The following is a 22,836-nucleotide window of genomic DNA, read 5'->3' as shown; positions in this document are numbered from 1 at the left end:
ATGAGGCACGCAAAGATCGTCGCGACGCTGGGCCCGGCCCAATCCGACTACGAGGACATGCGGGCCCTCATCGAGGAGGGGGTGGATGTCACCCGCTTCAACTTCAGCCACGGCACCCACGCCCAGCATCGGGAGAAGTACGACTGGGTGCGCCGCGCCGCCCTCGACACGGGGCGCGCGATCGCGGTCCTCATCGATCTGCAGGGCCCCAAGATCCGGCTCGAGACGTTCGCCGCTGGCCCGGTGCGCCTCGAGGCCGGCGCTCGCTTCACGATCACGACCCGTGACGTGCCCGGCGACGCTCAGGCGGTCGGCACGACGTACAAGGGGCTGCCCGGCGACGTCCAGGTGGGCGATCCCCTCCTCATCGACGACGGCCGCGTGCGGCTGCGGGCGGTCGGCGTGACGGACACCGATGTCGAATGCGAGGTCGAGGTGCCGGGGACGGTCTCCGACCACAAGGGCATCAACCTGCCGGGCGTGGCCGTGTCCGTGCCCGCCCTGTCGGACAAGGACATCGACGACCTGCGCTTCGGCCTGCGGATGGGCGCCGACTGGGTCGCGCTGTCGTTCGTGCGCTCGGCGGAGGACGCGGAGCTCGTGCGCGCGATCATGGACGAGGAGGGCATCCGCATCCCCGTCATCGCGAAGCTGGAGAAGCCCCAGGCGGTCGAGGCGCTGCCGGAGATCGTCGACGCGTTCGACGGCGTCATGGTGGCCCGCGGCGACCTGGGCGTCGAACTGCCGCTCGAACAGGTGCCCATCGTGCAGAAGCGGGCGGTCGAGCTGTGCCGGCAGGCCGCGAAGCCCGTCATCGTCGCGACCCAGATGCTCGAATCGATGATCGAGGAGCCGCGGCCCACCCGCGCGGAGGCCAGCGACTGCGCGAACGCCGTCCTCGACGGCGCCGATGCGCTCATGCTCTCCGGCGAGACCTCGGTGGGCAAGCACTGGCTGGAGGCGGTGCGCACGATGGGGCGCATCATCGAGTCCACGGAGGAGCACGGGCTCGAGCGCGTGCCCGGGCTGGGCACCCGCCCGCACACGCGCGGCGGGGCGATCACCGCGGCCGCCGTGGAGATCGCCGACCTGTTGGGCATCGAGCTGCTGTGCACGTTCACGCAGACCGGCGATTCCGTGCGGCGCATGTCCCGGCTGCGCAGCCCCAAGCCGGTCCTCGCGTTCACCCCGGACATCCGCGTGCGCCACCAGCTGGCGCTCACGTGGGGGGTGCGGACGTTCCTCGTGAACTCCGTGCGCCACACGGACCAGATGGCGCGCCAGGTCGACGAGGTGCTGCTCGGCTCCGGAGTCGCCGAGGACGGCCAGCTGTGCGTGCTCGTCGCGGGCTCGCCGCCCGGCATCGCCGGCTCGACGAACGCCCTGCGCATCCACCGCATCGGCGACGCCTCGAAGGGCCTGGCCGCGGCCTACCGCGAGGACGACGTCGACTTCGAGGACCCCCTGGCCGGCTACGGCGAGGTCCCCGAGCCGCGCGCCCAGGGCCGCGCCCGCTGAGCCGCGCGCGGCAGCCGGGCCGGGCCGATGGGACGCCGAGCGCTCGTGCCCGCACTGGGCGGCGCACTTGCCGGTGCGCTGCTCCTGGCCGGCTGTTCGACTGCACGGCCCGGCGTGGAGGTCGACGCCGATGCGCTCGTGACGGACCAGACCGTCGCCGCGCTGTTCATCAGCCCCCAGGCCCCTTACCTCGACGATGACAGCGCGCGCCCCCGGAGCTTCGTGGCGGCGATCGACCGGGACGGCTCGCTGCGCGCCTACCGGAGTGCCCCCATGCAGGGCGGGACGCCCGTCTGGTCCGATGGGCAGGTGCTCGTCGCCGACCGGGAGTTCGACCACCGCTTCTTCGGCGGCGGGTCGGCGCACGTGGAGCACCGCAAGCCCGACGCCCAGGTCGCCGCGTACCCGCTGCGCGGGCGGGGCGCATTCGGCGCGGTCTACAACGACGGGCAGGCCGATGACGCCTATCGCGTGGTCGTGAGCTCGACCCAGCGCGGGCGCTTCTCTGACACCGCGGTCGACGGCTCCTATCTGGGCATCGGCGTGTGCGCGTCCGGGCTGATCGGGGTGGCCGTGGACGATGAGGCGGACGGGGAGGCAGACTCCGAGCCGCGGATGGCGGAGACGATCTCGCGCATCGATCCGCTCACCCACCGGCTGAGCGTACTGGGGCACGCGCGTGTGGCACCCGAGGCGCTGCCCCTCTACACGCAGCGCCCGGCGCCCTGCCGGGACGGCGTGGTGTCGGCGATCGTGGACAGCGAGCGCCCGGAGGAGAAGACCGCCCGGTTGCGCCGGATCGATGCCGCCTCGGGGCGGAGCACGGTGCGCACGCTCACCGACGAGCGCGGAGCCGCGCGGCGGTTCGACTTCGGCGACTACGGCATCGACCCGGTCTTCTCCGCCCTCTCGCTCAGCCGAGGCGCCCTCGACTGGGTGAGCAGCGACGGGGTGGTCTGGCGCACGGAGCTCGCGACCGCGAAGACCCGGCGCCTGTTCGACACGGGCGCGGACTGGGTGGCCGAGCAGTCCGCGGTCGTCGACTTCAGCCGGGACTGCGTGGCAGTGCTCGACATCGCAGACGATGACGCGGGGCGGCTGCGCATCTTCGACCGGTCGGACGGCGCGCTGGTCCACAGCGCCGCGGTGCCCGACCTGCGCGACGTCCTCGGCGAGCGCGCGCGCATCGAGGGGTTCGCCGCCGACCCGGCGCTGTGACCTCGGAGCGAACACCGCTGCGGCCGCCGGCCGGGCGCTGCCGCGGCCGCGCCCCTGCGGCCGGCGCCAAGTTGCTCCGGCGCGCGGTGGGGTAGTATGTTTCCAGTGTTCGCCGCAGCGGTGCGGCGCGCGCGGACGTAGCTCAGTTGGTAGAGCGTCAGCTTCCCAAGCTGGATGTCGCGGGTTCGAACCCCGTCGTCCGCTCCACTCGGCCGGCCTCCCGGCACGGGTCAGGGCCCCGGATTGCTCCGGGGCCCTTTTCCGTGCCGCCCGCGGGCGGGGCCCGTGCCGGATGCGGGACTCGAACCCGCACGCCGTGAGGCAACGCATTTTGAGTGCGCCGCGTCTACCGATTCCGCCAATCCGGCAACGCCGCCCAGTCTAGGCCATCGCGCTCGCGGCTCGCGGTCTCGGGCAGCGCGGTCTCGGCCGGCACGGTCGCCGGGAGCGTGGTCGCGGCCGGCACGGTCTCCGGCAGCGCGCTCTCAGCCCGTGCGGTCGCGGCAGGTGGGGTCTTGGCCAGCTCGGCCTCGGGCACAGCGCCCCGCGGACCGAGTGGGGCTGCGTCGCCCGCTGCAGGCGGGTTGCCCGTCCGTGCGCCCGCAGGCGCCCTCCGCCGCTCGCGCACTCGACCGCCCGCGCACTCCGCCGCCCGCGCACTCGACCGCCCGCACACTCCGCCGCTCGCGCACTCGACCGCCCGCGCACAGGCGCGGGTTTCGCCGAGGGCGGACAGGCAGCCGCTCGACTGCGCGCGGGCGCGCCCGCGTTGGGTTTAGGATTGCTCCGTGGCTCAATCAGACAGCAGCGCCCAGCCCATCCGACGCGTCGTCGTCGCCGAGGACGAATCGGTCATCCGGCTCGACATCGTCGAAATGCTCCGGGAGGTCGGCTACGACGTCGTCGGCGAGGCCGCCGACGGCGAATCCGCCGTCCGCCTCGCCGAGGAGCTCCGCCCCGACCTCGTCGTCATGGACATCAAGATGCCCAAGCTCGACGGCATCTCCGCGGCCGAGCGCATCGCCCGCGCCCGCATCGCCCCCGTTGTCCTGCTCACCGCGTTCTCCCAGAAGGAGCTCGTCGAGCGGGCCCGCGACGCCGGTGCGATGGCCTATGTCGTCAAGCCCTTCACCGAAGCCGACCTCGTGCCGGCCCTCGAGATCGCGCTGTCGCGCCACGCGGAGATCGCGGCGCTCGAATCGGAGATCGCGGACATGAGCGACCGCTTCGAGACCCGCAAGCTCGTCGAGCGCGCCAAGAGCCTGCTCACGGCCAACATGGGCCTGAGCGAGCCGGAGGCGTTCCGCTGGATCCAGAAGACCTCGATGGATCGCCGCCTGACGATGCGCGAGGTCGCCGAGACCGTCCTCGACCAGATCGGCAGCAAGCAGAAGGGCTGACCCGGCCCGCGCTCAGCCGCGCTCGAGGACCATGTTCGTGATCCGCACGATCGAGAGCAGCCGGCCCTCGTCGTCGCGCATCTTCACCTCGTGGCTCATGAGCGTGCGCCCGCGGTGGAGCACCTCCGCCCGGCCGTGGACGTAGCCGCAGCGCGCGCCGCGGATGTGGGTGGCATTGAGGTCGACCCCCACCACCGGCCCGCCCGCCAGCGCGAACGCGTGCGTCGAGCCCAACGACTCGGCCAGCACAACGTGCGCGCCGCCGTGGAACAGGCCCGCGGGCTGCGTGTTGCCCGCCACCGGCATGCGCCCCTCGGCGAAGTCGTAGCCGGCATCGGTGATCTCCAAGTGCAGGGCATCGGCGATCGTGCCGCGCGCCTGGGCATTGGCCGCCGCGACGAGCGCGGCGCGCTCCCGCTCGTCCATGTCCGGTCGCAGGGTCGGCAGGCCGTGCCCGCCCTGGGCGCCGTGCGCCCCCTGCGCGTCGTCGCCTGCGCTGTGAGCTGCGGCCATGGGTGCCTCCCTCTGTCGGTGTCATGGCTGGGATGAGTCCCAGCCCGGGGACGACGGCCGCGCGGGTCCGCACCCGCGCGGCCGCGCGTCCGCCCCAATCTAGCCTGCCGGGTGCGTGGACGAGGGTGGGACCCGCCCGCCGGCTGCCCTCCGCCCGCCCTCCTGCTGCCCCCTGACTGCTGCCCGGTTGCTCTCTGACTGCGCTCCGGCTGCGTGCCGGCCGGGGTCCGCCGCCGGCTCGGGAACCGCGGGGCCCTCCCTTCGTCCAGGGCTCGGCCGGGGCACGGCGCCCGCCCTCCGCGCGGGGTGGGCCGCCGCTCTGTGCGCGATAGGCTGGGCGGGTGAGTGAGAACAGGCTGCTGCTGATCGACGGACATTCCCTGGCCTACCGCGCCTTCTACGCCCTGCCAGTGGAGAACTTCTCGACGTCGACGGGCCAGGCGACCAACGCGGTCTACGGCTTCGTCTCCATGCTCCTCAAGGCATGCGAGACCGAGCAGCCCACGCACCTGGCGGTCGCGTTCGACCTGGGCCGCCAGACGTTCCGGCTCGAGGAGTACGGCGAATACAAGGCCGGCCGCGCGAAGACGCCCGAGGAGTTCCGCGGGCAGGTGGAGCTCATCCAGGACGTGCTCGGCGCCATGGGGGTCCCCGTGCTCACCGCGGAGGGCTTCGAGGCCGACGACGTGCTGGCGACCCTCGCGCGCCGCGGCGCGGAGGCCGGGGCCCAGGTGCTGCTCGCCACGGGGGACAAGGACTCCTTCCAGCTGTCCACGGACCGGGTGACGATCCTCTACCCCAAGCGCGGCCTGTCCGATCTCTCCCGCATGACGCCCGCGGCCATCGAGGAGAAGTACGCGGTGAGCCCCGCCAACTACCGGGGGCTGGCCGCGCTCGTCGGGGAGAAGGCGGACAACCTGCCCGGCGTGCCCGGGGTGGGTGACAAGACCGCCGCGAAGTGGCTGGCCTCCTACGGCGACCTGCCGGGCGTGCTCGACCACGCGGACGAGATCAAGGGCAAGGCGGGCGAGAGCCTGCGCTCGCACCGTGCGGACGTCGAGCGCAACTACCGCCTCAACCGGCTCCTCGACGACCTCGACCTCGACTTCGAGCTCGATTCGGCCCGCCTGGGCGGGGTGGACGCCGAGCGGGTGAGCGAGCTGTTCGACCAGCTCGAGTTCCGCGCCTTCGGCTCGCGGGTCCAGGAGGTCTTCGGCTCGGCCGCGTCCCAGGAGCCCGTCGCCGCTGCCGCGCAGGCACCGCAGCCGCGCGTGCTCGAATCCGCCGAGTTCGCGGCGTGGCTGGGCGCCCTCGACACCGCCGCGCCCGTGGGCGTCGAGAGCGACGCGGACGCAACGGGCTCCGAACCGGAGTGGATTGCGCTCGCGCAGGGCGAGGAAGCGGTCGCGGCGCGGCTGCGCGACCTCGACGAGGCCGGGGTGGACGCCCTCGACGCCGTGCTCGCAGGCCATGGGCGCCTCGTGTTCAACGATGCGAAGCCGCAGCTCAAGGGCCTCGTGCGGGCGGGCTACGGGCAGCCGCGCGTGTGGCTCGACACGGAGCTCGCGGAGTACCTGCTCGTGCCCGACCAGCGCAGCTACGACCTGACTGAGGCCGCCGAGCGCAGCCTCGGCATCGACATCGCCGCGCCGGTGCCCGAGGGCGAGCTCGACCTGGGCGGCGCCGGCGAGGCGGTGGGCCGGCGGGCGGGGGTCCTGCCGCGGCTGGCGGCGGCGCTGCGCGAGCGCCTCGACGCCGCACACCTCACCGGGGTCCTCGAGGACATCGAGCTGCCCACCCAGGCTGTGCTCGCCCGGATGGAGCTGGCCGGCATCGCCGTCGAGGGCACCCGGCTGACCGAGCTCGTCGGGCTGTTCGGGGCGCAGGCCGACGCGAGCGCCCAGGAGGCGTACCGGGAGCTGGGGCGCGAGGTCAACCTGGGCTCGCCCAAGCAGCTCCAGGGCGTGCTCTTCGACGAGCTCGGCATGCCCAAGACCAAGCGCACGAAGACCGGCTACACGACCGACGCCGACGCGCTGGCCGACCTGTTCGCCAAGACGGAGCACCCGTTCCTCGCCCACCTGCTGGCCTATCGGGACTCCATCAAGCTCAAGCAGACCGTCGTGGGCCTGGAGAAGGTCGTGGCCGACGACGGCCGCATCCACACGACCTACCTCCAGACGGTCGCCGCGACCGGCCGGCTGTCGTCGAAGGACCCCAACCTGCAGAACATCCCCGTGCGCACCGATGCCGGGCGCCGGATCCGGTCGGTGTTCGTGCCGGAGGAAGCGGCCGGCTACGACGCGCTCATGAGCGCGGACTACTCGCAGATCGAGATGCGCATCCTCGCCCACCTCGCCGGGGACGAGGCGCTCGTCGCCGCGTTCAACGCGGGGGAGGACCTCCACACGTTCGTCGCGGGCCAGGTCTTCCACGCGCAGCCCGCGGAGGTCACCGGTGAGATGCGCTCGAAGGTCAAGGCGATGTCCTACGGGCTGGTGTACGGCCTGAGCGCGTTCGGCCTGTCCAAGCAGCTGCGCATCGGCGTGGACGAGGCCAAGGGGCTCATGGACACATACTTCGAGCGCTTCGGGGCGGTGCGCGACTACCTCTACGGGGTCGTCGAGGAGGCGCGCGGGCGCGGCTACACGGAGACGATGTACGGCCGCAGGCGCTACCTGCCGCAGCTGACGTCGGACCGCCGGCAGCTGCGCGAGATGGCCGAGCGGGCCGCCCTCAACGCCCCCATCCAGGGCAGCGCCGCGGACATCATGAAGCTCGCGATGTGCCGGGTGGACGACGGGCTGCGCGCGGCGGAGCTGAGCAGCCGCCTGCTCCTCCAGGTCCACGACGAGGTCATCGTCGAGGTGGCGCGCGGTGAGGCCGACCGGGTCGAAGCGATCCTCAAGGACCAGATGGGCGCCGCAGCGCAGCTGAGCGTCCCGCTCGACGTCAACGTGGGCACGGGCCCGGACTGGCAGGCCGCCGCGCACTGAGCCGGGCGCCTGCGGGGGCCCTGTGCCCGCGGGGACCCGCGCGGATCCGCCGCCGAGGCGCGGGCCGGCCCGGGCCTCGGCGGCGGGGACTCAGCCCGGCAGGCGGGCGGAGAAGATCGCGGTCCCCGGCATGAGCGCGCCCCGCAGCGGCGACCAGCCGCCCCACGCGGTCTCGTTGTCCGCGGGCCACTCGGGCTCGGTCAGCCCGGTGACCGCGAACCCCGCGGAGACGAGCAGCGCCATCCAGTCGCCCATCGTCCGGTGGTGCTCGGCGTAGACAGGGGAGCCGTGCGCGTCGAGCTCGACGTAGGGGGTGCGGTCGAAGTACGAGTACTCGACGGTGAGCCCCGCCTCGCCCGGCACATCCGGGAACATCCAGCGCAGGGGGTGGGTGACGGAGAAGACCCACTGGCCGCCGGGCCGCAGCACGCGGGCGACCTCGGCGAGCACCACATCGGCGTCCTTGACGAACGGCAGCGCCCCGTAGGAGGAGAACGCGGCGTCGAAGCTCGCGGACGGGAACGGCAGCGAGCGCGCGTCGGCCTGGAGGAACGTGGGCGGGACCGCGGCGGCGCTGAGCGGGTGCTCGCGCTGCAGCCGCGAAGCCTGCTCGAGCATCCCGCTCGACAGGTCCACCCCGGTGGCCAGCGCACCCTGCTCGGCCAACCAGCGCGAGCACTGCCCTGCGCCGCAGCCGACCTCGAGGATCTGGCGGCGCTCGACGTCGCCGAGCAGGGCCACATCGGACTCGCGCACGCCCTCCGGGCACCAGATGAAGTCGCTCGCGCCCAGGAAGCTGCCGTGCTCGGCGAGGTAGTCGACGGCGGAGGAGTCCCAGTAGCTGCGGTTGGCCCGCACGGAGGCCTCTTCGTCGATGGACAGGTAGCCGCCGGAGATGATCTCCGCCTCGTCGGGGCGCTCGCTCACAGGATCCCTTCGCCGCGCGTGGGACCGGGTGCCGCGCGGGCTCATCGGTGTTACGATTGATGCCGTATGCGCCGATTCTCCGGCGCCTGCCCCGATGCTACCGCATGCGCGCGGCCCACCACTCCGGGCCGCCGTGGACCGCAGCGGCCGGCCGCGGGAGAGCGCGCATACACGTCCATAACGCCAACCCCCCTCGGGAGCCGGCTGCAGCCGGGGCCTGCGGGAACCAGTCCATTACGGAGTCTCTACCTCTATGACCACCACCACGCCGGGCACGGCGCAGACCGAGCAGATCGCCGTCAACGACATCGGCACTGCAGAAGATTTCCTCGCGGCAGTCGACGAGACGATCAAGTACTTCAACGATGGCGACATCGTGGAGGGCACCGTCGTCAAGGTCGACCGCGACGAAGTTCTGGTCGACATCGGATACAAGACGGAAGGCGTCATCCTTTCGCGCGAGCTGTCGATCAAGCACGACGTTGACCCCGCAGAGGTCGTCGAGGTCGGAGACCCCATCGAAGCCCTCGTCCTCACCAAGGAGGACAAGGACGGGCGCCTGATGCTGTCCAAGAAGCGCGCGCAGTACGAGCGCGCCTGGGGCGACATCGAGCAGATCAAGGAGAACGAGGGCGTCGTCACCGGCACCGTCATCGAGGTCGTCAAGGGCGGCCTCATCGTCGACATCGGCCTGCGCGGCTTCCTGCCGGCGTCGCTGGTGGAGATGCGCCGCGTGCGCGACCTCGCCCCGTACATCGGCCAGCAGGTCGAGGCGAAGATCATCGAGCTCGACAAGAACCGCAACAACGTCGTCCTCTCCCGCCGCGCCTGGCTCGAGGAGACGCAGTCCGCGGTCCGCCACGACTTCCTCCAGACCCTCCAGAAGGGCCAGGTCCGTCCCGGCGTCGTGTCCTCGATCGTCAACTTCGGCGCCTTCGTCGACCTGGGCGGCGTGGACGGCCTCGTGCACGTCTCGGAGCTGTCCTGGAAGCACATCGACCACCCCAGCGAGGTCGTCTCCGTGGGCGACGAGGTCACCGTCGAGGTCCTCGACGTCGACATGGACCGCGAGCGCGTGTCCCTGTCGCTCAAGGCCACGCAGGAAGACCCGTGGCAGCACTTCGCCCGCACGCACGTCATCGGCCAGATCGTGCCCGGCAAGGTCACGAAGCTCGTGCCGTTCGGCGCGTTCGTGCGCGTCGAGGACGGCATCGAGGGCCTCGTGCACATCTCGGAGCTCGCGGTGCGCCACATCGACCTGCCCGAGCAGGTCGTGTCCGTCGACGAGACGATCTACGTCAAGGTCATCGACATCGACCTGGACCGCCGCCGCATCTCGCTGTCGCTCAAGCAGGCCAACGAGGGCGTGGACCCGGAGGCCGAGGAGTTCCTCGACCCCGCGCTCTACGGCATGGTCCAGGAGTACGACGAGGACGGGAACTACAAGTACCCGGAGGGCTTCGACCCGGAGACCCAGGAGTGGATGGAGGGCTACGACGCCCAGCGCGAGGCGTGGGAGCGCGAGTACTCCGCCGCCCAGGCCCGCTGGGAGGAGCACAAGAAGCAGGTGGCCAAGGCGATCGCCGCAGACGCGGACGCCGGCAGCCAGTCCTCTTCCTCCTCGTCCTCCTCTTCCTCGTCCTCCAGCTCGTCCGAGGCATCCACGGCCTCGAACTACAGCTCCGAGGACAGTGCGGATGCGGGCACCCTCGCCAGCGACGAGGCTCTCGCCGCGCTGCGCGAGAAGCTCGCCGGCAACTGACCGGCGGCTGACCTGAGCACCCAGGCTCCAGCACACGAACCCAAGGGCTCCCGGACGCGCGTCCGGGGGCCCTTGGGGCGTCTGCGTGCTCCGGTGCTCCCGCGCCGCCTGCGCCCCGGCCGCGTGCCCCGCGGCCCGCTGCGGGCATGGCTGGGCTACGCCGCGGCCCTCTTAGCGCTCACGCTGCTCATCAACGGCGAGCTCGTCTCCGCGCCCGGCTCGCGCGTCTTCGCGGAGAACGACGATTCCTCGCTCTTCGTCTGGTGGTTCGCGCACGCGGCCGATGTGGCCGCCGGCTGGTTCGGCGCCGGCTCCGGCCAGCACGGCCTGCTCTACGCCACGGCGATGAACGCCCCCACGGGCGCCAACGGGGCGTGGAACACCTCCGTGCTGGGCCTCGCCCTCCCGGCCGTTCCGCTCACCCTGGCGTTCGGGCCCATCGTGGCCTACAACGTCTGCCTCATCGCCGCGCCGGTGGTCTCCGCACTGGCCGCCGCCTGGCTGCTCTCGCGCTTCACGCTGCGGCTGCCGGCGTTCGTCGGCGGTCTCGCCTACGGCTTCTCCACCTACGTCATCGCGCAGAGCGCCGGGCACCTCAACCTCGCATTCGCACCGTTCCCCCCGCTCGTCGCCCTCGCCCTCGTCGAGCTCTCCCGCAGCCGCGGCGCGCGCCGCCCGCTTGCGATCGGGGCGGCGCTGGGCGCGCTCGTGGGCTGGCAGTTCTACGTCTCCACCGAGCTGCTCGCAGGCTCGTTCATCGCGGCGTGTGCCCTGGCCCTCGCCTGGCTGGTCTGCGCCCCGCACTCCCTCGTGCGCGGCCTGCGCAGCCTCACGGCGGGCTGCCTCGTCGCCGTGGGCATCGCGGCCCTCGGCGGGCTGCCGCTCGTCCTCGAGATGACGCACGGGCCGGGGGCTCCGCGCGGCGTCATCCGGCCCCACGGCATCTGGAACCAGGACCTGCTCGACATGATCGCGCCGGACCGCTTCACGCTCTTCGGCGGCGGCACCGTCGACGTCGGCCGCGTCACCGGGATCGACCCCTCGGAGATCGGCGGCTACGTGGGCCTTGCCTGGCTCGTGTTCGCGGCTGTCGCGCTCATCGCCGCCCAGCGCACCCGGTGGGCTGGGCCGACCCGCGTCGCCGCGCTGGCGGGGGTGCTCGTCTGGTTGATGTCGCTGGGCTCCCCGTGGCTGCTCGACGGCGAGCCCGTCCTGAGGACCGGCCCGTTCCGGCTTATCGAACTCCTGCCCGTGCTCGGCAACATCCTCCCGATGCGCCTGGCCGTCCACGTCACGCTCGCGCTGGCATTCCTCCTGGCCATCGGCCTGCAATTGGGCCTGCGGGCGCGCTCCCGGCGCCGCAGGGCGCTCGTCGCCGCTGCCGCCGCCGTGGCCCTCGTGGCGGTGGCACCGGCAACCGTGCACCCGCGCGACCTCGTCATCCCGGAGTTCTACCGTGACGGTGCCGCCGAAATTCCGCTGGGCGCTCAGGTCAAGACGCTCCCGCACCCGATGGCGATGGCGGTGCCCCGGGCCGCGGAGCCGATGCTGTGGCAGGCCGTGGCGGGCATGCGCTACCGCGAGCGCGGCGGCTACTTCGTCGGCTCGACCGCCGAGCGCCCGGTGACCTACGAGAGCCCGCCGGACGCGCTCGACGATCTGTTCGAGGCGCACAGGGGCGGCCAGCTGCCGGCCGGGGACAGCGCTGAGGCGCGCGCGGCGATCGAGGAGGTGCGGCGCGGGGGCACCGACTTCGTCGTCATCGCCCGCGACGCCGCGTACCCGCCGGCCGAGCCGCAGGCGGCCGCCGACCTCGTCGCCGCCGCCGCGGGCACCGCGTACCGTGAGACGGGCGGGGTCTACCTCATCGACCTGCGCGCATCGAGCTGAGCGGCGCCGCCGCCGGAAAGGGGAGAGCATGCTGCGCATCGGCCTGACCGGGGGGATCGGCGCCGGCAAGTCCACCGTCGCCCGCGAATTCGCCGACCGCGGCGTGCCCGTCATCGACGCGGACGCCGTGGCACGCGAGGTCGTCGAGCCGGGCCGGCCCACCCTGGCGCGGCTCGCACAGCGGTTCGGTCCCGAGGTCCTCACCGCCGACGGCGCCCTCGACCGGGCCGCGCTGGCGCGCCTGGCCTTCGCCGACGACACGGGCACGCGCGACCTCGGCGCCATCATGCACCCCGCGATCGGGGCGCGCACCCGCGAGCTCATGGCCCGCCACGCCGACGCCCCGATGCTCGTGCACGACGTGCCCCTCCTCGTCGAGAACGGGCTGAGCGCCGACTACCACCTGTGCCTGCTCGTCGACGTGCCCGCCCCCATGAGGCTGGAGAGGCTGACGGCGCAGCGGGGAATGGACTCGGCCGATGCCCGCGCGCGTATCGAGCGCCAGGCCGCGGACGAGGAGCGCTACGCGGCCTGCGATGCCCTCCTGAGCAACACGGGCACACCGGCGGAGCTGACGGCGGCCTTCGGCGCTCTCTGGGACCGGCGGCTCGCACCGTTCGCCGCGGCGCTGGCCGCCCAGCGGCCCGCCTCGAGCGCCGCTGCGAACCACTCCGCACCGTCAGACTACGGTGGGCCCACGGGCGCCCCGGCCGAATCCGCGCCCGCGGCCATGCGCGCGCACACGGCGCAGCGCCTCGCCGCTCGGCTGGAGCGGGCATGGGCGGCAGACGGGGCGAGCGCGGAGCTCACCAGCGCCAGCGCTCCCGGCGGTATGACACCCGGCGAGGCTGCTCCCAGCGGCAGCGCTCCCGGCGGCGGGACCCCTGGTGATGCCACTGCGGCGCCTGCGCCCGATGCCCCCGATGCGACGGTGCGCCTGCGCGTGCGCGCCCGGCCCGAACAGGCCGCTGCGGTGCGGGCCGGCCTGCGCGCCGCCGGGCTCTTCCCTGCCGCACAGCGACCGGGGCCGGCGGAGGCCTTCGCCCCCGCCGACCCCGGCCTGTGCGCTGCGGTCGAGCTGAAGCTCAGCCCAGATCCGCGCTCAGCGTGATGTTCGTGCCCTTAAGGGCACGGGAGACCGGGCACTCGCGCTTCGCGCGCTCGGCGGCGGCGACGAAATCGGCCGCGGTGAGGCCCTCCACGCGGGCCACGGTGACGAGGTGGACCTCGGTGATGCCCTTGTCGACGTCGAACGTGACATCGGCCCCGGTGGAGATGTCGCTGGCCGGCGTCCCGTTCTCCGCGAGCACGTTCGACAGCGCCATCGAGTAGCAGGCGGCGTGGGCGGCGCCGAGCAGCTCCTCGGGGCTGGTGACGCCGGACTGGTGCTCCTCGGCGCGGGCCTTCCAGTTGACCTGCAGATTCGCGGCACCCGAGGTGTCGAGCGCAACGGTGCCGGAACCGTCGAGCAGCGAACCGCGCCAGACGGCGCTGGCCTTCGAGACGAGGGGAGTGGGCATGGCGGCTCCTTCTGCGGCAGACAAATCGGCTTGCTATCCGGATGATTCCAGGACGGGTGGCGCGCCTGCGAATCGGCTGGGCAAACCGTTACCGTTTCGTGTCCTGCAATGGTGAGGTGCATCACGTGATTGCTGTATCTTCGATCCATGCCTGATACCTCAGGCGCAGGTATCACGTGATGATCATCACACCGACGAAAGCGATCACACTATGCAGAGGAAATCTCGTCTCGTTTCCTTGGCGGCCGCGGCTGGCGTCGCTGCCCTCATGCTCTCCGGCTGTGCCAATTCCGGCGGCAGCTCCGGCGGCGGCGAGGAGAGCGGCGGCGCGAAGAACCAGCTGCCGGCCCAGGACTCCATCGAGGTCCCCCAGGACGCGGCGAAGGCCGCCGGCGACGGCAAGGGCAAGTGCGAATCCGGCACCTCGATCGCCTACGTGGGCGCTCTTACCGGCCCGAACGCCCAGCTCGGCATCAACATCGTCAACGGCGTGCAGACCGCGCTCAACGAGCACAACGATGCGAACCCGGACTGCAAGATCGAGCTGAAGAAGTTCGACACCGAGGGCGACCCGGCCAAGGCCACCGGCCCGTCGGCGCAGGCGGTCAAGGAGGACAAGATCATCGGCGTCGTCGGCCTGCCGTTCTCCGGCGAGTCGAAGGCCACCGGCAAGATCTTCGAGGACGCGGGCCTCGTGCACATCACCCCGGCCGCGACCAACCCGGAGCTGACCCAGAACGGCTGGAAGACGTTCTTCCGCGGCCTGGGCAACGACACCGTGCAGGGCCCGGCGCTCGCCAAGCTCACGGAGAAGGTGGGCTCCTCCAAGGTCTGCCTCGTCCAGGACGACTCGGACTACGGCATGGGCCTGGCCAAGCAGGTCAAGTCGGCGCTCGGCGACAAGCTCGCCTGCGAGGACAAGGTCACCACCGGCCAGAAGGACTTCGGCCCCACGGCGCAGAAGGTCACCGACGCCAAGGCCGATGCGGTCATCTACTCCGGCTACTACGCGGAGGGCGCGCCGTTCGACAACCAGCTGTCCAACCAGGGCTTCGAGGGCGTCTTCATCGGTCCCGACGGCGTGAAGGACACCGAGTTCGTCAAGCAGGCCGGCTCCGCCGCCTCGAACGCGTACTACACCTGCGCGTGCGTGCCCGGCGACCTCATCAAGGACTTCTCCGACGCCTACGAGAAGGTCTCGAACGGCACCGCCCCCGGCACCTACTCGGTCGAGGGCTATGACACGGCCACCGTCCTCATGGCCGGCATCGACTCGGGCATCAAGGACCGCAAGAAGCTCGAGGAGTGGGTGAAGGACTACGACAAACCGGGCTACGGCAAGACCTACAAGTGGGACGACAAGGGCGAGCTGACGGACAAGACCGTCTACGGCTACAAGACCGACGGCGACAAGATCGTCTCCGTCGGCAAGATCGACTGACCCACCTCCCACCACCGATGACGGGGCCTGCCGGCAGTGCCGGCGGGCCCCGTCGCCCGGACACCCTCCAGAAAGCGAACCCCCATGTCAGGTGACTGGATCACGTTCGACCTCGGCAGGCTCGTCGACAGCTTCTGGTCGACGACCCTCGACGGTCTCACGCTCGGCGCCATCTACGCGCTCGTGGCGCTGGGCTACACCCTCGTCTACGGTGTGCTCAACCTCATCAACTTCGCCCACTCCGAGGTCTTCATCGCCGGCGCCTTCGCCGTCGTCTTCGTCCTCTCCGGGCTGGGCTTCGGGCCCTCGGCCCCGCACATGTCGCTCGGGCTGCTCATTCTCGACATCGCCCTGGCGATGATCGCGGCCATGCTCGTCTCCGCGGGCACCGCGCTCGTCGTCGAACGGGTGGCGTACAAGCCGCTGCGCGACAAGGGCGCCCCGCGCCTCGCCTTCCTCATCTCCGCGATCGGCATGTCGTTCGTGATCCAGTACCTCTTCTTCGTGTGGCGCGGCCCCTCTGCGGAGCCCAACCGCACGATGTACCGGCCCAAGCCGATCTTCGACGTCTTCGGGGTCATCATCAACTCCCAGCAGCTGACGATCATCATCGCCGCGGTGGTCATGATGGTCTGCGTCGACCAGCTCGTGCGCCGCACCAAGCTGGGCCGCGGCATCCGCGCCGTCGCCCAGGACCCGGACACCGCCACGCTCATGGGCGTGAACAAGGAGCGCATCATCATGGCGACGTTCATGATCGGCGGCGCGCTGGCCGGCGCGGCGGCGGTCTTCTACGTCATGCGCGTGCCCGCCGGCGTGTTCTACATGGGAGGCTTCATCCTCGGCATCAAGGCGTTCGCCGCCGCCGTGCTCGGCGGCATCGGCAACATCCGCGGGGCCCTCCTCGGCGGCCTGCTCATCGGCCTCATCGGCAACTACGGCGCAACCGTGCTGGGTGACTCCCAGTGGACGGACGTCGTCATCTTCGTCGTCCTCGTCGTCGTCCTCATGGTGCGCCCCAACGGCATCCTGGGCTCCAACCTCGGAAAAGTGAGGGCCTGAGATGTCCAACCACTCGCCCCTGGGCTCCGTCGGAGCCACCCAGACCGCGATCGGCGAGGAGCTCGCCGACGTCACGAAGAAGCACAAGCGCACCGCGGCGCTGCGGCAGTGGTGGAACGACCGCTCCCGCCTCCAGCAGTGGCTCATGCTGCTCGTCGTCGTGGCGCTGGCCTATCTGCTGCCCGTCATCAACCCGCCCCTCATCACGACCGAGCCCGCGAACGACTTCGCGATCTCGTGCTTCAACATGGCGCTCTACGCGCTCGTGGCGCTGGGCCTCAACGTCGTGGTCGGCCAGGCCGGCCTGCTCGACCTCGGCTACATCGGCTTCTTCGCGGTGGGCGCCTACGTGGCCGCCCTGTGGACGTCGTCGGACAGCACGTTCGTGCACATCCCGTACCTCGCCACCCTGCCGCTCGCGATGATCGTCACCGTCGTATTCGGCATCGCGCTCGGCCTGCCGACGCTGAGGCTGCGCGGGGACTACCTCGCGATCGTCACGCTGGGCTTCGGCGAGATCATCCGGCTGCTCGCCACGATCATCCCGGGCCTCAAGGGCAACACCGGGTTCCAGAACCTCGGCCGGCCGCCGGGCACCAACGCCGACGGTGAGGCCCTGTTCACCGCCTCGAACGGGCTGCCCTGGTACTGGCTCGTCGTGACGATCATCATCATCGTCGCGGTCCTGCTCGGCAACCTCGAGCGCTCCCGGGTGGGCCGTGCGTGGATCGCCATCCGCGAGGACGAGGACGCGGCGGAGATCATGGGCGTGCCGACGTTCAACTTCAAGCTCGCCGCCTTTGGCACGGGCGCCGCGATCGGCGGCCTCGCGGGCGCGCTCATGGGCGGCCAGGTGGGCTTCGTCAACAACCAGAAGTTCGACGTCCCGACCTCCATCCTGTTCCTCGCCGCCGTGGTGCTCGGCGGGCGCGGCAACAAGGTCGGCGTCATCCTGGGCGGGGCCATCGTGGCCTACATCCCCCTGCGCTTCACGGAGCTCGCCGCCTACAAGTACCTCATCTTCGGCATCGTGCTCGTGCTCCTCATGATCTTCCGCCCGCAGGGGCTCTTCCCGGCGAAGGCGCACCTGCTGACCTACGGCTCGCGCATCCGCCGCTGGGTGAAGAAGGAGCAGGCCCCCGCGCAGCCGGAGGGCGGACCGCCCCCGGGCTCCGCCCCGCCCGCCCCCGGCGGCTCGACCGCCCAGTCCACGCGCCGCGCGCGGAAGGAGACCTGACATGCCGGAGGCACAGGCACCGGAGCAGGAGTTCGCCATCAACGAGGAGGCCGCGGTCGCGCCCGAGCGCGAGATCGCGGTGAGCGAGGGCGAGCCCCTCGTCGAAGTCACCGACCTCACCGTCACGTTCGGCGGGCTCACCGCGCTCGACCACGTCTCGTTCGATATCCGCCGCGGTGAGATCCTCGGCCTCATCGGGCCGAACGGCGCCGGCAAGACGACGTGCTTCAACGCGATGACGGGCGTCTACCGGGCATCGTCCGGCGACGTCCGGCTCGAGGGCCAGACGCTGCTGGGCAAGAAGAAGCACCAGATCACCCGGGCCGGCCTGGCGCGCACGTTCCAGAACATCCGCCTGTTCGGCGAGATGAGCGCGCTGGAGAACGTCGCGGTGGGGCTCGATGCGCGCCACCGGACCGGGATGATCGGGGCGATGCTGCGCCTGCCCCGGCACTACCGGGAGGAGAAGCAGATCATCGAGCGCGGCATGGAGCTGCTCGACTTCGTCGGCATCGCCGACCGCGCGCTGCACCCCGCGCGCGACCTGCCCTACGGCTACCAGCGCCGCCTCGAGATCGCCCGCGCGCTCGCGACGGATCCGAAGCTGCTCTGCCTCGACGAGCCGGCGGCTGGCTTCAACCCGGCGGAGAAGGAAGAGCTCATGGCGCTCATCCGCACCGTGCGCGACGAGGGCTACACCGTCCTGCTCATCGAGCACGACATGAAGCTCGTCATGGGCGTGACGGACAGGATTGTCGTGCTCGAATTCGGCAAGAAGATCGCCGACGACGTCCCGTCGGCCATCCAGCAGGACCCCGCGGTCATCGCCGCATACCTGGGAGAGGAGGCCGACGATGTCGATGCTTGAGGTCAACAACTTAGAGGTGCGCTACGGCCGCATCCGCGCCATCGAGAAGCTCGACCTCACGGTGGAGCGCGGCGAGATCGTCACGCTCATCGGCGCCAACGGCGCCGGCAAGACCACGACGATGCGCGCCATCGCGGGGCTGCTGGCCGCCAGCCGCGGCTCCATCCGGTTCGAGGACCGCGACATCACGAAGCTCAAGGCGTACAAGCGGGTGCCGCTGGGCATCTCGCTGGTGCCCGAGGGCCGCGGGATCTTCGGCTCCATGACGGTCATGGAGAACCTCGACATGGGCACGTACTCGCGCTCCGGCAAGAAGGCCGACTCGGAGCTCGACCGCGTGTTCGAGCTCTTCCCGCGCCTGGCCGAGCGCCGCACCCAGGCCGGCGGCACGATGTCCGGCGGCGAGCAGCAGATGCTCGCCATCGCCCGCGCCCTCATGGCCCGGCCGGACATGCTCCTGCTCGACGAGCCCTCGATGGGCCTCGCCCCGCAGTTCATCCGACAGATCTTCCGCATCATCAAGGAGATCAACGCGCAGGGCACGACGGTCCTGCTCGTCGAGCAGAACGCGAACCAGGCGCTGGCCATCGCCAACCACGCGCTCGTGCTCGAGTCCGGCCGCATCACGAAGACGGGCACCGGCCGCGAGCTGCTGGCCGATCCGTCCATCAAGGAGGCCTACCTGGGCGTCGCGTAGCGCCCACGGCCCTCCGCCGCTGTCACCCGCGCCCAGCGCGGCCGGCGGCCTGCCGGTGGGCCCGGTCGGCCGGGGGGAGCGCGGTCGGCCCGTCCCCCGTCCCGTGTCAGGGGCGGGGGATAGGCTCGTCCCATGGCAAAGAATGAGCAGCTGCCGGCGCCGCCGGCGGACACGCGCGCGCAGCCGGCCCCGCAGCGCCCGGTCCCCAAGATCGGCCACCGCCCCAAGGTCACCCGCTCGGTGGCGCCGTTCGAGGTCGTCAGCGAGTACTCGCCGTCGGGCGACCAGCCGGCCGCCATCGCGGACATCGCCGGCCGGCTCGAGCGCGGCGAGCGCGACATCGTGCTGCTCGGCGCCACCGGCACCGGCAAGTCCGCGACGACCGCCTGGCTCATCGAGCAGGTCCAGCGCCCCACGCTCGTCATGGCCCCGAACAAGACGCTCGCCGCGCAGCTGGCCAACGAGTTCCGCCAGCTGCTCCCCAACAACGCCGTCGAGTACTTCGTCTCCTACTACGACTACTACCAGCCGGAGGCCTACGTCCCGCAGACGGACACGTTCATCGAGAAGGACTCCTCGATCAACGACGAGGTCGAGCGGCTGCGGCACTCCGCGACGAACGCGCTGCTCACCCGCCGCGACGTCGTCGTCGTCTCGACCGTCTCGTGCATCTACGGCCTCGGCACCCCCGAGGAGTACGTCGGGCGGATGGCGACGCTGCGCAAGGGCCAGCAGTGCGACCGCGACGAGCTGCTCAAGCGGTTCGTCTCGATGCAGTATGCGCGCAACGACATGGCCTTCACCCGCGGCACGTTCCGGGTGCGGGGCGACACCGTGGAGATCATCCCGCAGTACGAGGAGCTGGCGCTGCGCATCGAGTTCTTCGGCGACGAGATCGAGGCGCTCTACACCCTTCACCCGCTCACGGGCGAGATCGTGCGCGATGAGGACGTCATCCACATCTTCCCGGCCAGCCACTACGTGGCCGGTGAGTCGCGCATGGCCGGAGCGATCTCCTCGATCGAGGACGAGCTGGCGGAGCGGCTCCAGCAGCTCGAGTCGGAGAACAAGCTGCTCGAGGCCCAGCGGCTGAAGATGCGCACCACCTACGACCTCGAGATGATGCAGTCGATGGGGTTCACCTCGGGGATCGAGAACTACTCCCGCCACATCGACGGCCGCGCCCCGGGCACGGCCCCCAACTGCCTCCTCGACTACTTCCCGGAGGACTTCCTCCTCGTCGTGGACGAGAGCCACGTGACCGTGCCCCAGATCGGCGGGATGTACGAGGGCGACATGTCGCGCAAGCGCACCCTCGTCGACCACGGCTTCCGGCTGCCCAGCGCGATGGACAACCGGCCGCTGAAGTTCGACGAGTTCCTCGACCGGATCGGGCAGGCGGTCTACCTGTCCGCCACGCCCGGCAACTTCGAGCTCGAGCGCTCCGACGGCTATGTCGAGCAGATCATCCGCCCGACCGGCCTCGTCGACCCGCAGGTGGTCGTCAAGCCGACCCGGGGCCAGATCGACGACCTGCTCGGCGAGATCCACACCCGCGTCGAGCGCGACGAGCGCGTGCTCGTGACGACGCTGACGAAGAAGATGGCCGAGGACCTCACGGACTACCTCCTCGAGCACGACGTGCGGGTGGAGTACCTCCACTCCGACGTGGACACCCTGCGCCGCGTCGAGCTGCTCAGCGAGCTGCGCGCCGGCCGGTTCGACGTCCTCGTCGGCATCAACCTCCTGCGCGAGGGCCTGGACCTGCCGGAGGTCTCGCTCGTGTCGATCCTCGACGCGGACAAGGAGGGCTTCCTGCGCTCGGGCACCTCGCTCATCCAGACGATCGGGCGCGCGGCGCGCAACGTCAACGGCGAGGTCCACATGTACGCGGACACCATCACCCCGTCGATGCGCTACGCGATCGATGAGACGAACCGCCGCCGCGACGTCCAGATCGCCTACAACAAGGAGCACGGGATCGACCCCAAGCCCCTCGTCAAGCGCATCGCCGACATCACCGAACGGCTGCAGCGCGAGGACGAGGACACGCGGGAGCTGCTCACCCAGTTCGACTACGGGCAGGGCAAGCGCGGCTACAGCGCGGCGCGCACGGCGGAGCAGCGGGCCAACGCGGGGGAGCAGACGACCGTGCGGCCGCCCACGGCGGACCTCGCAGAGCTCATCGCCCAGCTCACGGAGCAGATGCACAACGCGGCCGCGGAGCTGCAGTTCGAACTCGCGGCGCGCCTGCGCGACGAACTCGGCGATCTCAAGAAGGAGCTGCGCGCCATGCACAACGACGGCGGCGCCTGAGCGGCGGCGGCACCCGAACGACGGGTGCCTGCGGCCTCGGCCGTGTAGACTGGCCGCTCCAGCAGAAGGGGAGTATCCCACCCTCGCAGGGTTCGTCATCACGGCGCCGTTGCGCTGCGCTCTGGGCGCGGCGCAGGCGCCCGGACCCGCGGCGCCCACGGCGCGGGAGAGACTTTCGCACACCGTGCAGCGCGCCGCGCGCGCAGAAAGGCAGCGATGTCCACCGCCCTTCCGCTGTGGTTCGAAATCGGCTCGCTGAGCATCCTCGTGCTCATCCTCATCGCCGATCTCCTCCTCATCCTCAAGCGCCCCCACGTGCCCGGCATGAAGGAGGCGAGCCTGTGGGTGGGCTTCTACGTCGCCCTCGCGCTCGTCTTCGCCGCGCTCATGTTCATCATCAGCGACGCCGAGCACGGCGGGCAGTTCCTCGCCGGCTGGCTCACCGAGTACTCGCTGAGCATCGACAACCTCTTCGTCTTCGTGCTCATCATGGGCCGCTTCAAGGTGCCCAAGCTCTACCAGCAGGAAGTCCTCATGGTGGGCATCATCATCGCGCTGATCTGCCGGGGGGCCTTCATCCTCGCCGGCTCGTACATCATCGAGATGTTCGTGGGCGTGTTCTACCTGTTCGGCGCGTTCCTGCTCTACACCGCGTTCAAGCAGGCGTTCGGCAAGGAGGACGAGGACGACGAGGACTCCGCCCTCGTGCGGTTCATCAAGCGCCGCGCGCACATGGTCGACGAGTACGACGGCAACCGGCTGCGCACGACGATCGACGGCAAGCGCTACTTCACGCCCATGCTGCTCGTCTTCATCGCCATCGGCACCACCGACGTCATGTTCGCGCTCGACTCGATCCCGGCGATCTTCGGCATCACGAGCAGCCCCTTCATCGTGTTCGCGGCCAACCTCTTCGCCCTCATGGGCCTGCGCCAGCTGTACTTCCTGCTGGGCGGCCTGCTCGACCACCTCGCGTACCTCAAATACGGCATCGCGGCGATCCTCGCGTTCATCGGCGTCAAGCTCATCCTCCACGCGATGCACGAGACGTGGTTCCCCGGCGTGCCGGAGATCGGCACGTGGATGTCGCTGGGCTTCATCGTCGCCGCGATGGCCGTTGCCACGGTTGTGAGCCTCGTGGCCATGCGGCGGCGGGGCGAGCACGTGCACTTCGGCCAGGTGGAGCACGAGGCGCACGGCCCGGCCCCGCACGAGCCCGGTGCGGAGCCCGGCGAGCGCCCCTGAGCACGTGCGCAACGCGGGGCGGGCACACCTGCACGTCCGGCGCCGCCCGACCCGCCGAGACCGCAGCATCCGGGCAGCCGCACCATCCGGGCAGACACGGCATCCGAGCGACCGCACCATCCGGGTTGGGCGGCGGCCCACCCGGGTTGGGCGGCCGGGGGCGGGCGCCCGGGAACGGGCATCTGGGGGCCGGCATCCGGGGGCGGGCGCCCGGGAGTGGGCGGGC

17 protein-coding genes and 2 tRNA genes are annotated in these 22,836 nt (G+C 71.2%); 15 read left to right on the top strand and 4 right to left on the bottom strand.

Going from position 1 to position 22,836, the window contains the following annotated elements; all coding sequences use genetic code 11:
- The 3 genes from pyk to GSY69_RS04195 all read left to right on the top strand — a co-directional run bounded on the left by pyk (position 1) and on the right by GSY69_RS04195 (position 2,943).
- Complete coding sequence (gene pyk, locus GSY69_RS04205) at positions 1–1,518, top strand: pyruvate kinase (protein ID WP_160952628.1); 1,518 nt, start codon at positions 1–3, stop codon at positions 1,516–1,518.
- Between the two features lie 27 nt (positions 1,519–1,545).
- Complete coding sequence (locus GSY69_RS04200) at positions 1,546–2,736, top strand: hypothetical protein (RefSeq protein ID WP_160952627.1); 1,191 nt, start codon at positions 1,546–1,548, stop codon at positions 2,734–2,736.
- A 131-nt stretch (positions 2,737–2,867) separates the two neighbouring features.
- Positions 2,868–2,943: transfer RNA gene (locus GSY69_RS04195), tRNA-Gly, on the top strand.
- Positions 2,944–3,022: 79 nt separating this feature from the next.
- Here the strand turns inward: GSY69_RS04195 and GSY69_RS04190 are convergent.
- Positions 3,023–3,104 (bottom strand) — tRNA-Leu (locus GSY69_RS04190).
- 420 nt (positions 3,105–3,524) lie between these two features.
- Between GSY69_RS04190 and GSY69_RS04185 the strand changes: the two genes are divergently transcribed.
- A complete protein-coding gene (locus tag GSY69_RS04185; RefSeq protein ID WP_160952626.1) occupies positions 3,525–4,136 on the top strand; it encodes an ANTAR domain-containing response regulator in 612 nt (203 codons plus the stop codon).
- Between the two features lie 12 nt (positions 4,137–4,148).
- On the opposite strand, the gene GSY69_RS04180 is transcribed toward GSY69_RS04185, so the two are convergent.
- The gene (locus tag GSY69_RS04180; protein WP_235936275.1) at positions 4,149–4,649 is read right to left on the bottom strand and encodes a PaaI family thioesterase; all 501 of its coding nucleotides are present in this window, start codon (positions 4,647–4,649) and stop codon (positions 4,149–4,151) included.
- Positions 4,650–4,990: 341 nt separating this feature from the next.
- Here GSY69_RS04180 and polA point away from each other — a divergent pair, with 341 nt between their 5' ends.
- A complete protein-coding gene (gene polA / locus GSY69_RS04175; protein WP_160952625.1) occupies positions 4,991–7,645 on the top strand; it encodes a DNA polymerase I in 2,655 nt (884 codons plus the stop codon).
- A gap of 90 nt (positions 7,646–7,735) precedes the next feature.
- Here the strand turns inward: polA and GSY69_RS04170 are convergent, their stop codons facing one another.
- Positions 7,736–8,572: a class I SAM-dependent methyltransferase gene (locus GSY69_RS04170; RefSeq protein ID WP_268528079.1), complete on the bottom strand. Its 837-nt coding sequence runs from the start codon at positions 8,570–8,572 to the stop codon at positions 7,736–7,738.
- A gap of 253 nt (positions 8,573–8,825) precedes the next feature.
- Between GSY69_RS04170 and rpsA the strand changes: the two genes are divergently transcribed.
- The 3 genes from rpsA to coaE all read left to right on the top strand — a co-directional run bounded on the left by rpsA (position 8,826) and on the right by coaE (position 13,335).
- Positions 8,826–10,334 (top strand): 30S ribosomal protein S1, encoded by a 1,509-nt coding sequence (gene rpsA / locus GSY69_RS04165; protein ID WP_160952623.1) that lies wholly within the window; start codon positions 8,826–8,828, stop codon positions 10,332–10,334.
- Positions 10,335–10,427: 93 nt separating this feature from the next.
- On the top strand, positions 10,428–12,224 hold the full coding sequence (locus GSY69_RS04160; RefSeq protein ID WP_160952622.1) for a hypothetical protein: 1,797 nt from the start codon (positions 10,428–10,430) through the stop codon (positions 12,222–12,224).
- 28 nt (positions 12,225–12,252) lie between these two features.
- Positions 12,253–13,335, top strand: a complete 1,083-nt coding sequence (gene coaE, locus GSY69_RS04155; RefSeq protein WP_160952621.1) for a dephospho-CoA kinase — start codon at positions 12,253–12,255, stop codon at positions 13,333–13,335.
- On the opposite strand, the gene GSY69_RS04150 is transcribed toward coaE, so the two are convergent.
- The gene (locus GSY69_RS04150; RefSeq protein ID WP_160952620.1) at positions 13,310–13,744 is read right to left on the bottom strand and encodes an OsmC family peroxiredoxin; all 435 of its coding nucleotides are present in this window, start codon (positions 13,742–13,744) and stop codon (positions 13,310–13,312) included. The genes coaE and GSY69_RS04150 overlap by 26 nt on opposite strands.
- Positions 13,745–13,982: 238 nt before the next feature.
- Here GSY69_RS04150 and GSY69_RS04145 point away from each other — a divergent pair, with 238 nt between their 5' ends.
- The 7 genes from GSY69_RS04145 to GSY69_RS04115 all read left to right on the top strand — a co-directional run bounded on the left by GSY69_RS04145 (position 13,983) and on the right by GSY69_RS04115 (position 22,610).
- Entirely contained in the window at positions 13,983–15,185 is a 1,203-nt protein-coding gene (locus tag GSY69_RS04145) for a branched-chain amino acid ABC transporter substrate-binding protein (protein WP_235936274.1), read from the top strand.
- 84 nt (positions 15,186–15,269) lie between these two features.
- Positions 15,270–16,247, top strand: coding sequence for a branched-chain amino acid ABC transporter permease (locus GSY69_RS04140; RefSeq protein WP_160952618.1), 978 nt, complete (start codon positions 15,270–15,272; stop codon positions 16,245–16,247).
- A 1-nt stretch (position 16,248) separates the two neighbouring features.
- On the top strand, positions 16,249–17,484 hold the full coding sequence (locus tag GSY69_RS04135) for a branched-chain amino acid ABC transporter permease (RefSeq protein ID WP_160952617.1): 1,236 nt from the start codon (positions 16,249–16,251) through the stop codon (positions 17,482–17,484).
- A 1-nt stretch (position 17,485) separates the two neighbouring features.
- Entirely contained in the window at positions 17,486–18,352 is an 867-nt protein-coding gene (locus GSY69_RS04130; RefSeq protein WP_160952616.1) for an ABC transporter ATP-binding protein, read from the top strand.
- Positions 18,339–19,049 carry an ABC transporter ATP-binding protein gene (locus tag GSY69_RS04125; protein WP_160952615.1) on the top strand — a complete coding sequence of 237 codons (711 nt, stop codon included), beginning with the start codon at positions 18,339–18,341 and terminating at the stop codon, positions 19,047–19,049. Before GSY69_RS04130 ends, GSY69_RS04125 begins: the two co-directional genes overlap by 14 nt.
- Before the next feature lie 132 nt (positions 19,050–19,181).
- Complete coding sequence (gene uvrB, locus GSY69_RS04120; protein ID WP_160952614.1) at positions 19,182–21,365, top strand: excinuclease ABC subunit UvrB; 2,184 nt, start codon at positions 19,182–19,184, stop codon at positions 21,363–21,365.
- Positions 21,366–21,581: 216 nt separating this feature from the next.
- On the top strand, positions 21,582–22,610 hold the full coding sequence (locus GSY69_RS04115) for a TerC family protein (RefSeq protein WP_160952613.1): 1,029 nt from the start codon (positions 21,582–21,584) through the stop codon (positions 22,608–22,610).
- Positions 22,611–22,836: the final 226 nt, after the last annotated feature.

It is taken from the genome of Brevibacterium rongguiense (assembly GCF_009857845.1).
Classification (GTDB): Bacteria; Actinomycetota; Actinomycetes; order Actinomycetales; family Brevibacteriaceae; genus Brevibacterium; species Brevibacterium rongguiense.
This window is presented reverse-complemented; position numbering and strand designations above follow the sequence as displayed.

Coding starts and splice junctions, on each gene's coding strand:
- pyk (WP_160952628.1), top strand. CDS start 1: ATGAGGCACGCAAAGATCGTCGCGACGCTGGGCCCGGCCCAATCCGAC.
- GSY69_RS04200 (WP_160952627.1), top strand. CDS start 1,546: ATGGGACGCCGAGCGCTCGTGCCCGCACTGGGCGGCGCACTTGCCGGT.
- GSY69_RS04180 (WP_235936275.1), bottom strand. CDS start 4,649: ATGGCCGCAGCTCACAGCGCAGGCGACGACGCGCAGGGGGCGCACGGC.
- rpsA (WP_160952623.1), top strand. CDS start 8,826: ATGACCACCACCACGCCGGGCACGGCGCAGACCGAGCAGATCGCCGTC.
- coaE (WP_160952621.1), top strand. CDS start 12,253: ATGCTGCGCATCGGCCTGACCGGGGGGATCGGCGCCGGCAAGTCCACC.
- GSY69_RS04150 (WP_160952620.1), bottom strand. CDS start 13,744: ATGCCCACTCCCCTCGTCTCGAAGGCCAGCGCCGTCTGGCGCGGTTCG.
- GSY69_RS04140 (WP_160952618.1), top strand. CDS start 15,270: ATGTCAGGTGACTGGATCACGTTCGACCTCGGCAGGCTCGTCGACAGC.
- GSY69_RS04135 (WP_160952617.1), top strand. CDS start 16,249: ATGTCCAACCACTCGCCCCTGGGCTCCGTCGGAGCCACCCAGACCGCG.
- GSY69_RS04130 (WP_160952616.1), top strand. CDS start 17,486: ATGCCGGAGGCACAGGCACCGGAGCAGGAGTTCGCCATCAACGAGGAG.
- GSY69_RS04125 (WP_160952615.1), top strand. CDS start 18,339: ATGTCGATGCTTGAGGTCAACAACTTAGAGGTGCGCTACGGCCGCATC.
- uvrB (WP_160952614.1), top strand. CDS start 19,182: ATGGCAAAGAATGAGCAGCTGCCGGCGCCGCCGGCGGACACGCGCGCG.
- GSY69_RS04115 (WP_160952613.1), top strand. CDS start 21,582: ATGTCCACCGCCCTTCCGCTGTGGTTCGAAATCGGCTCGCTGAGCATC.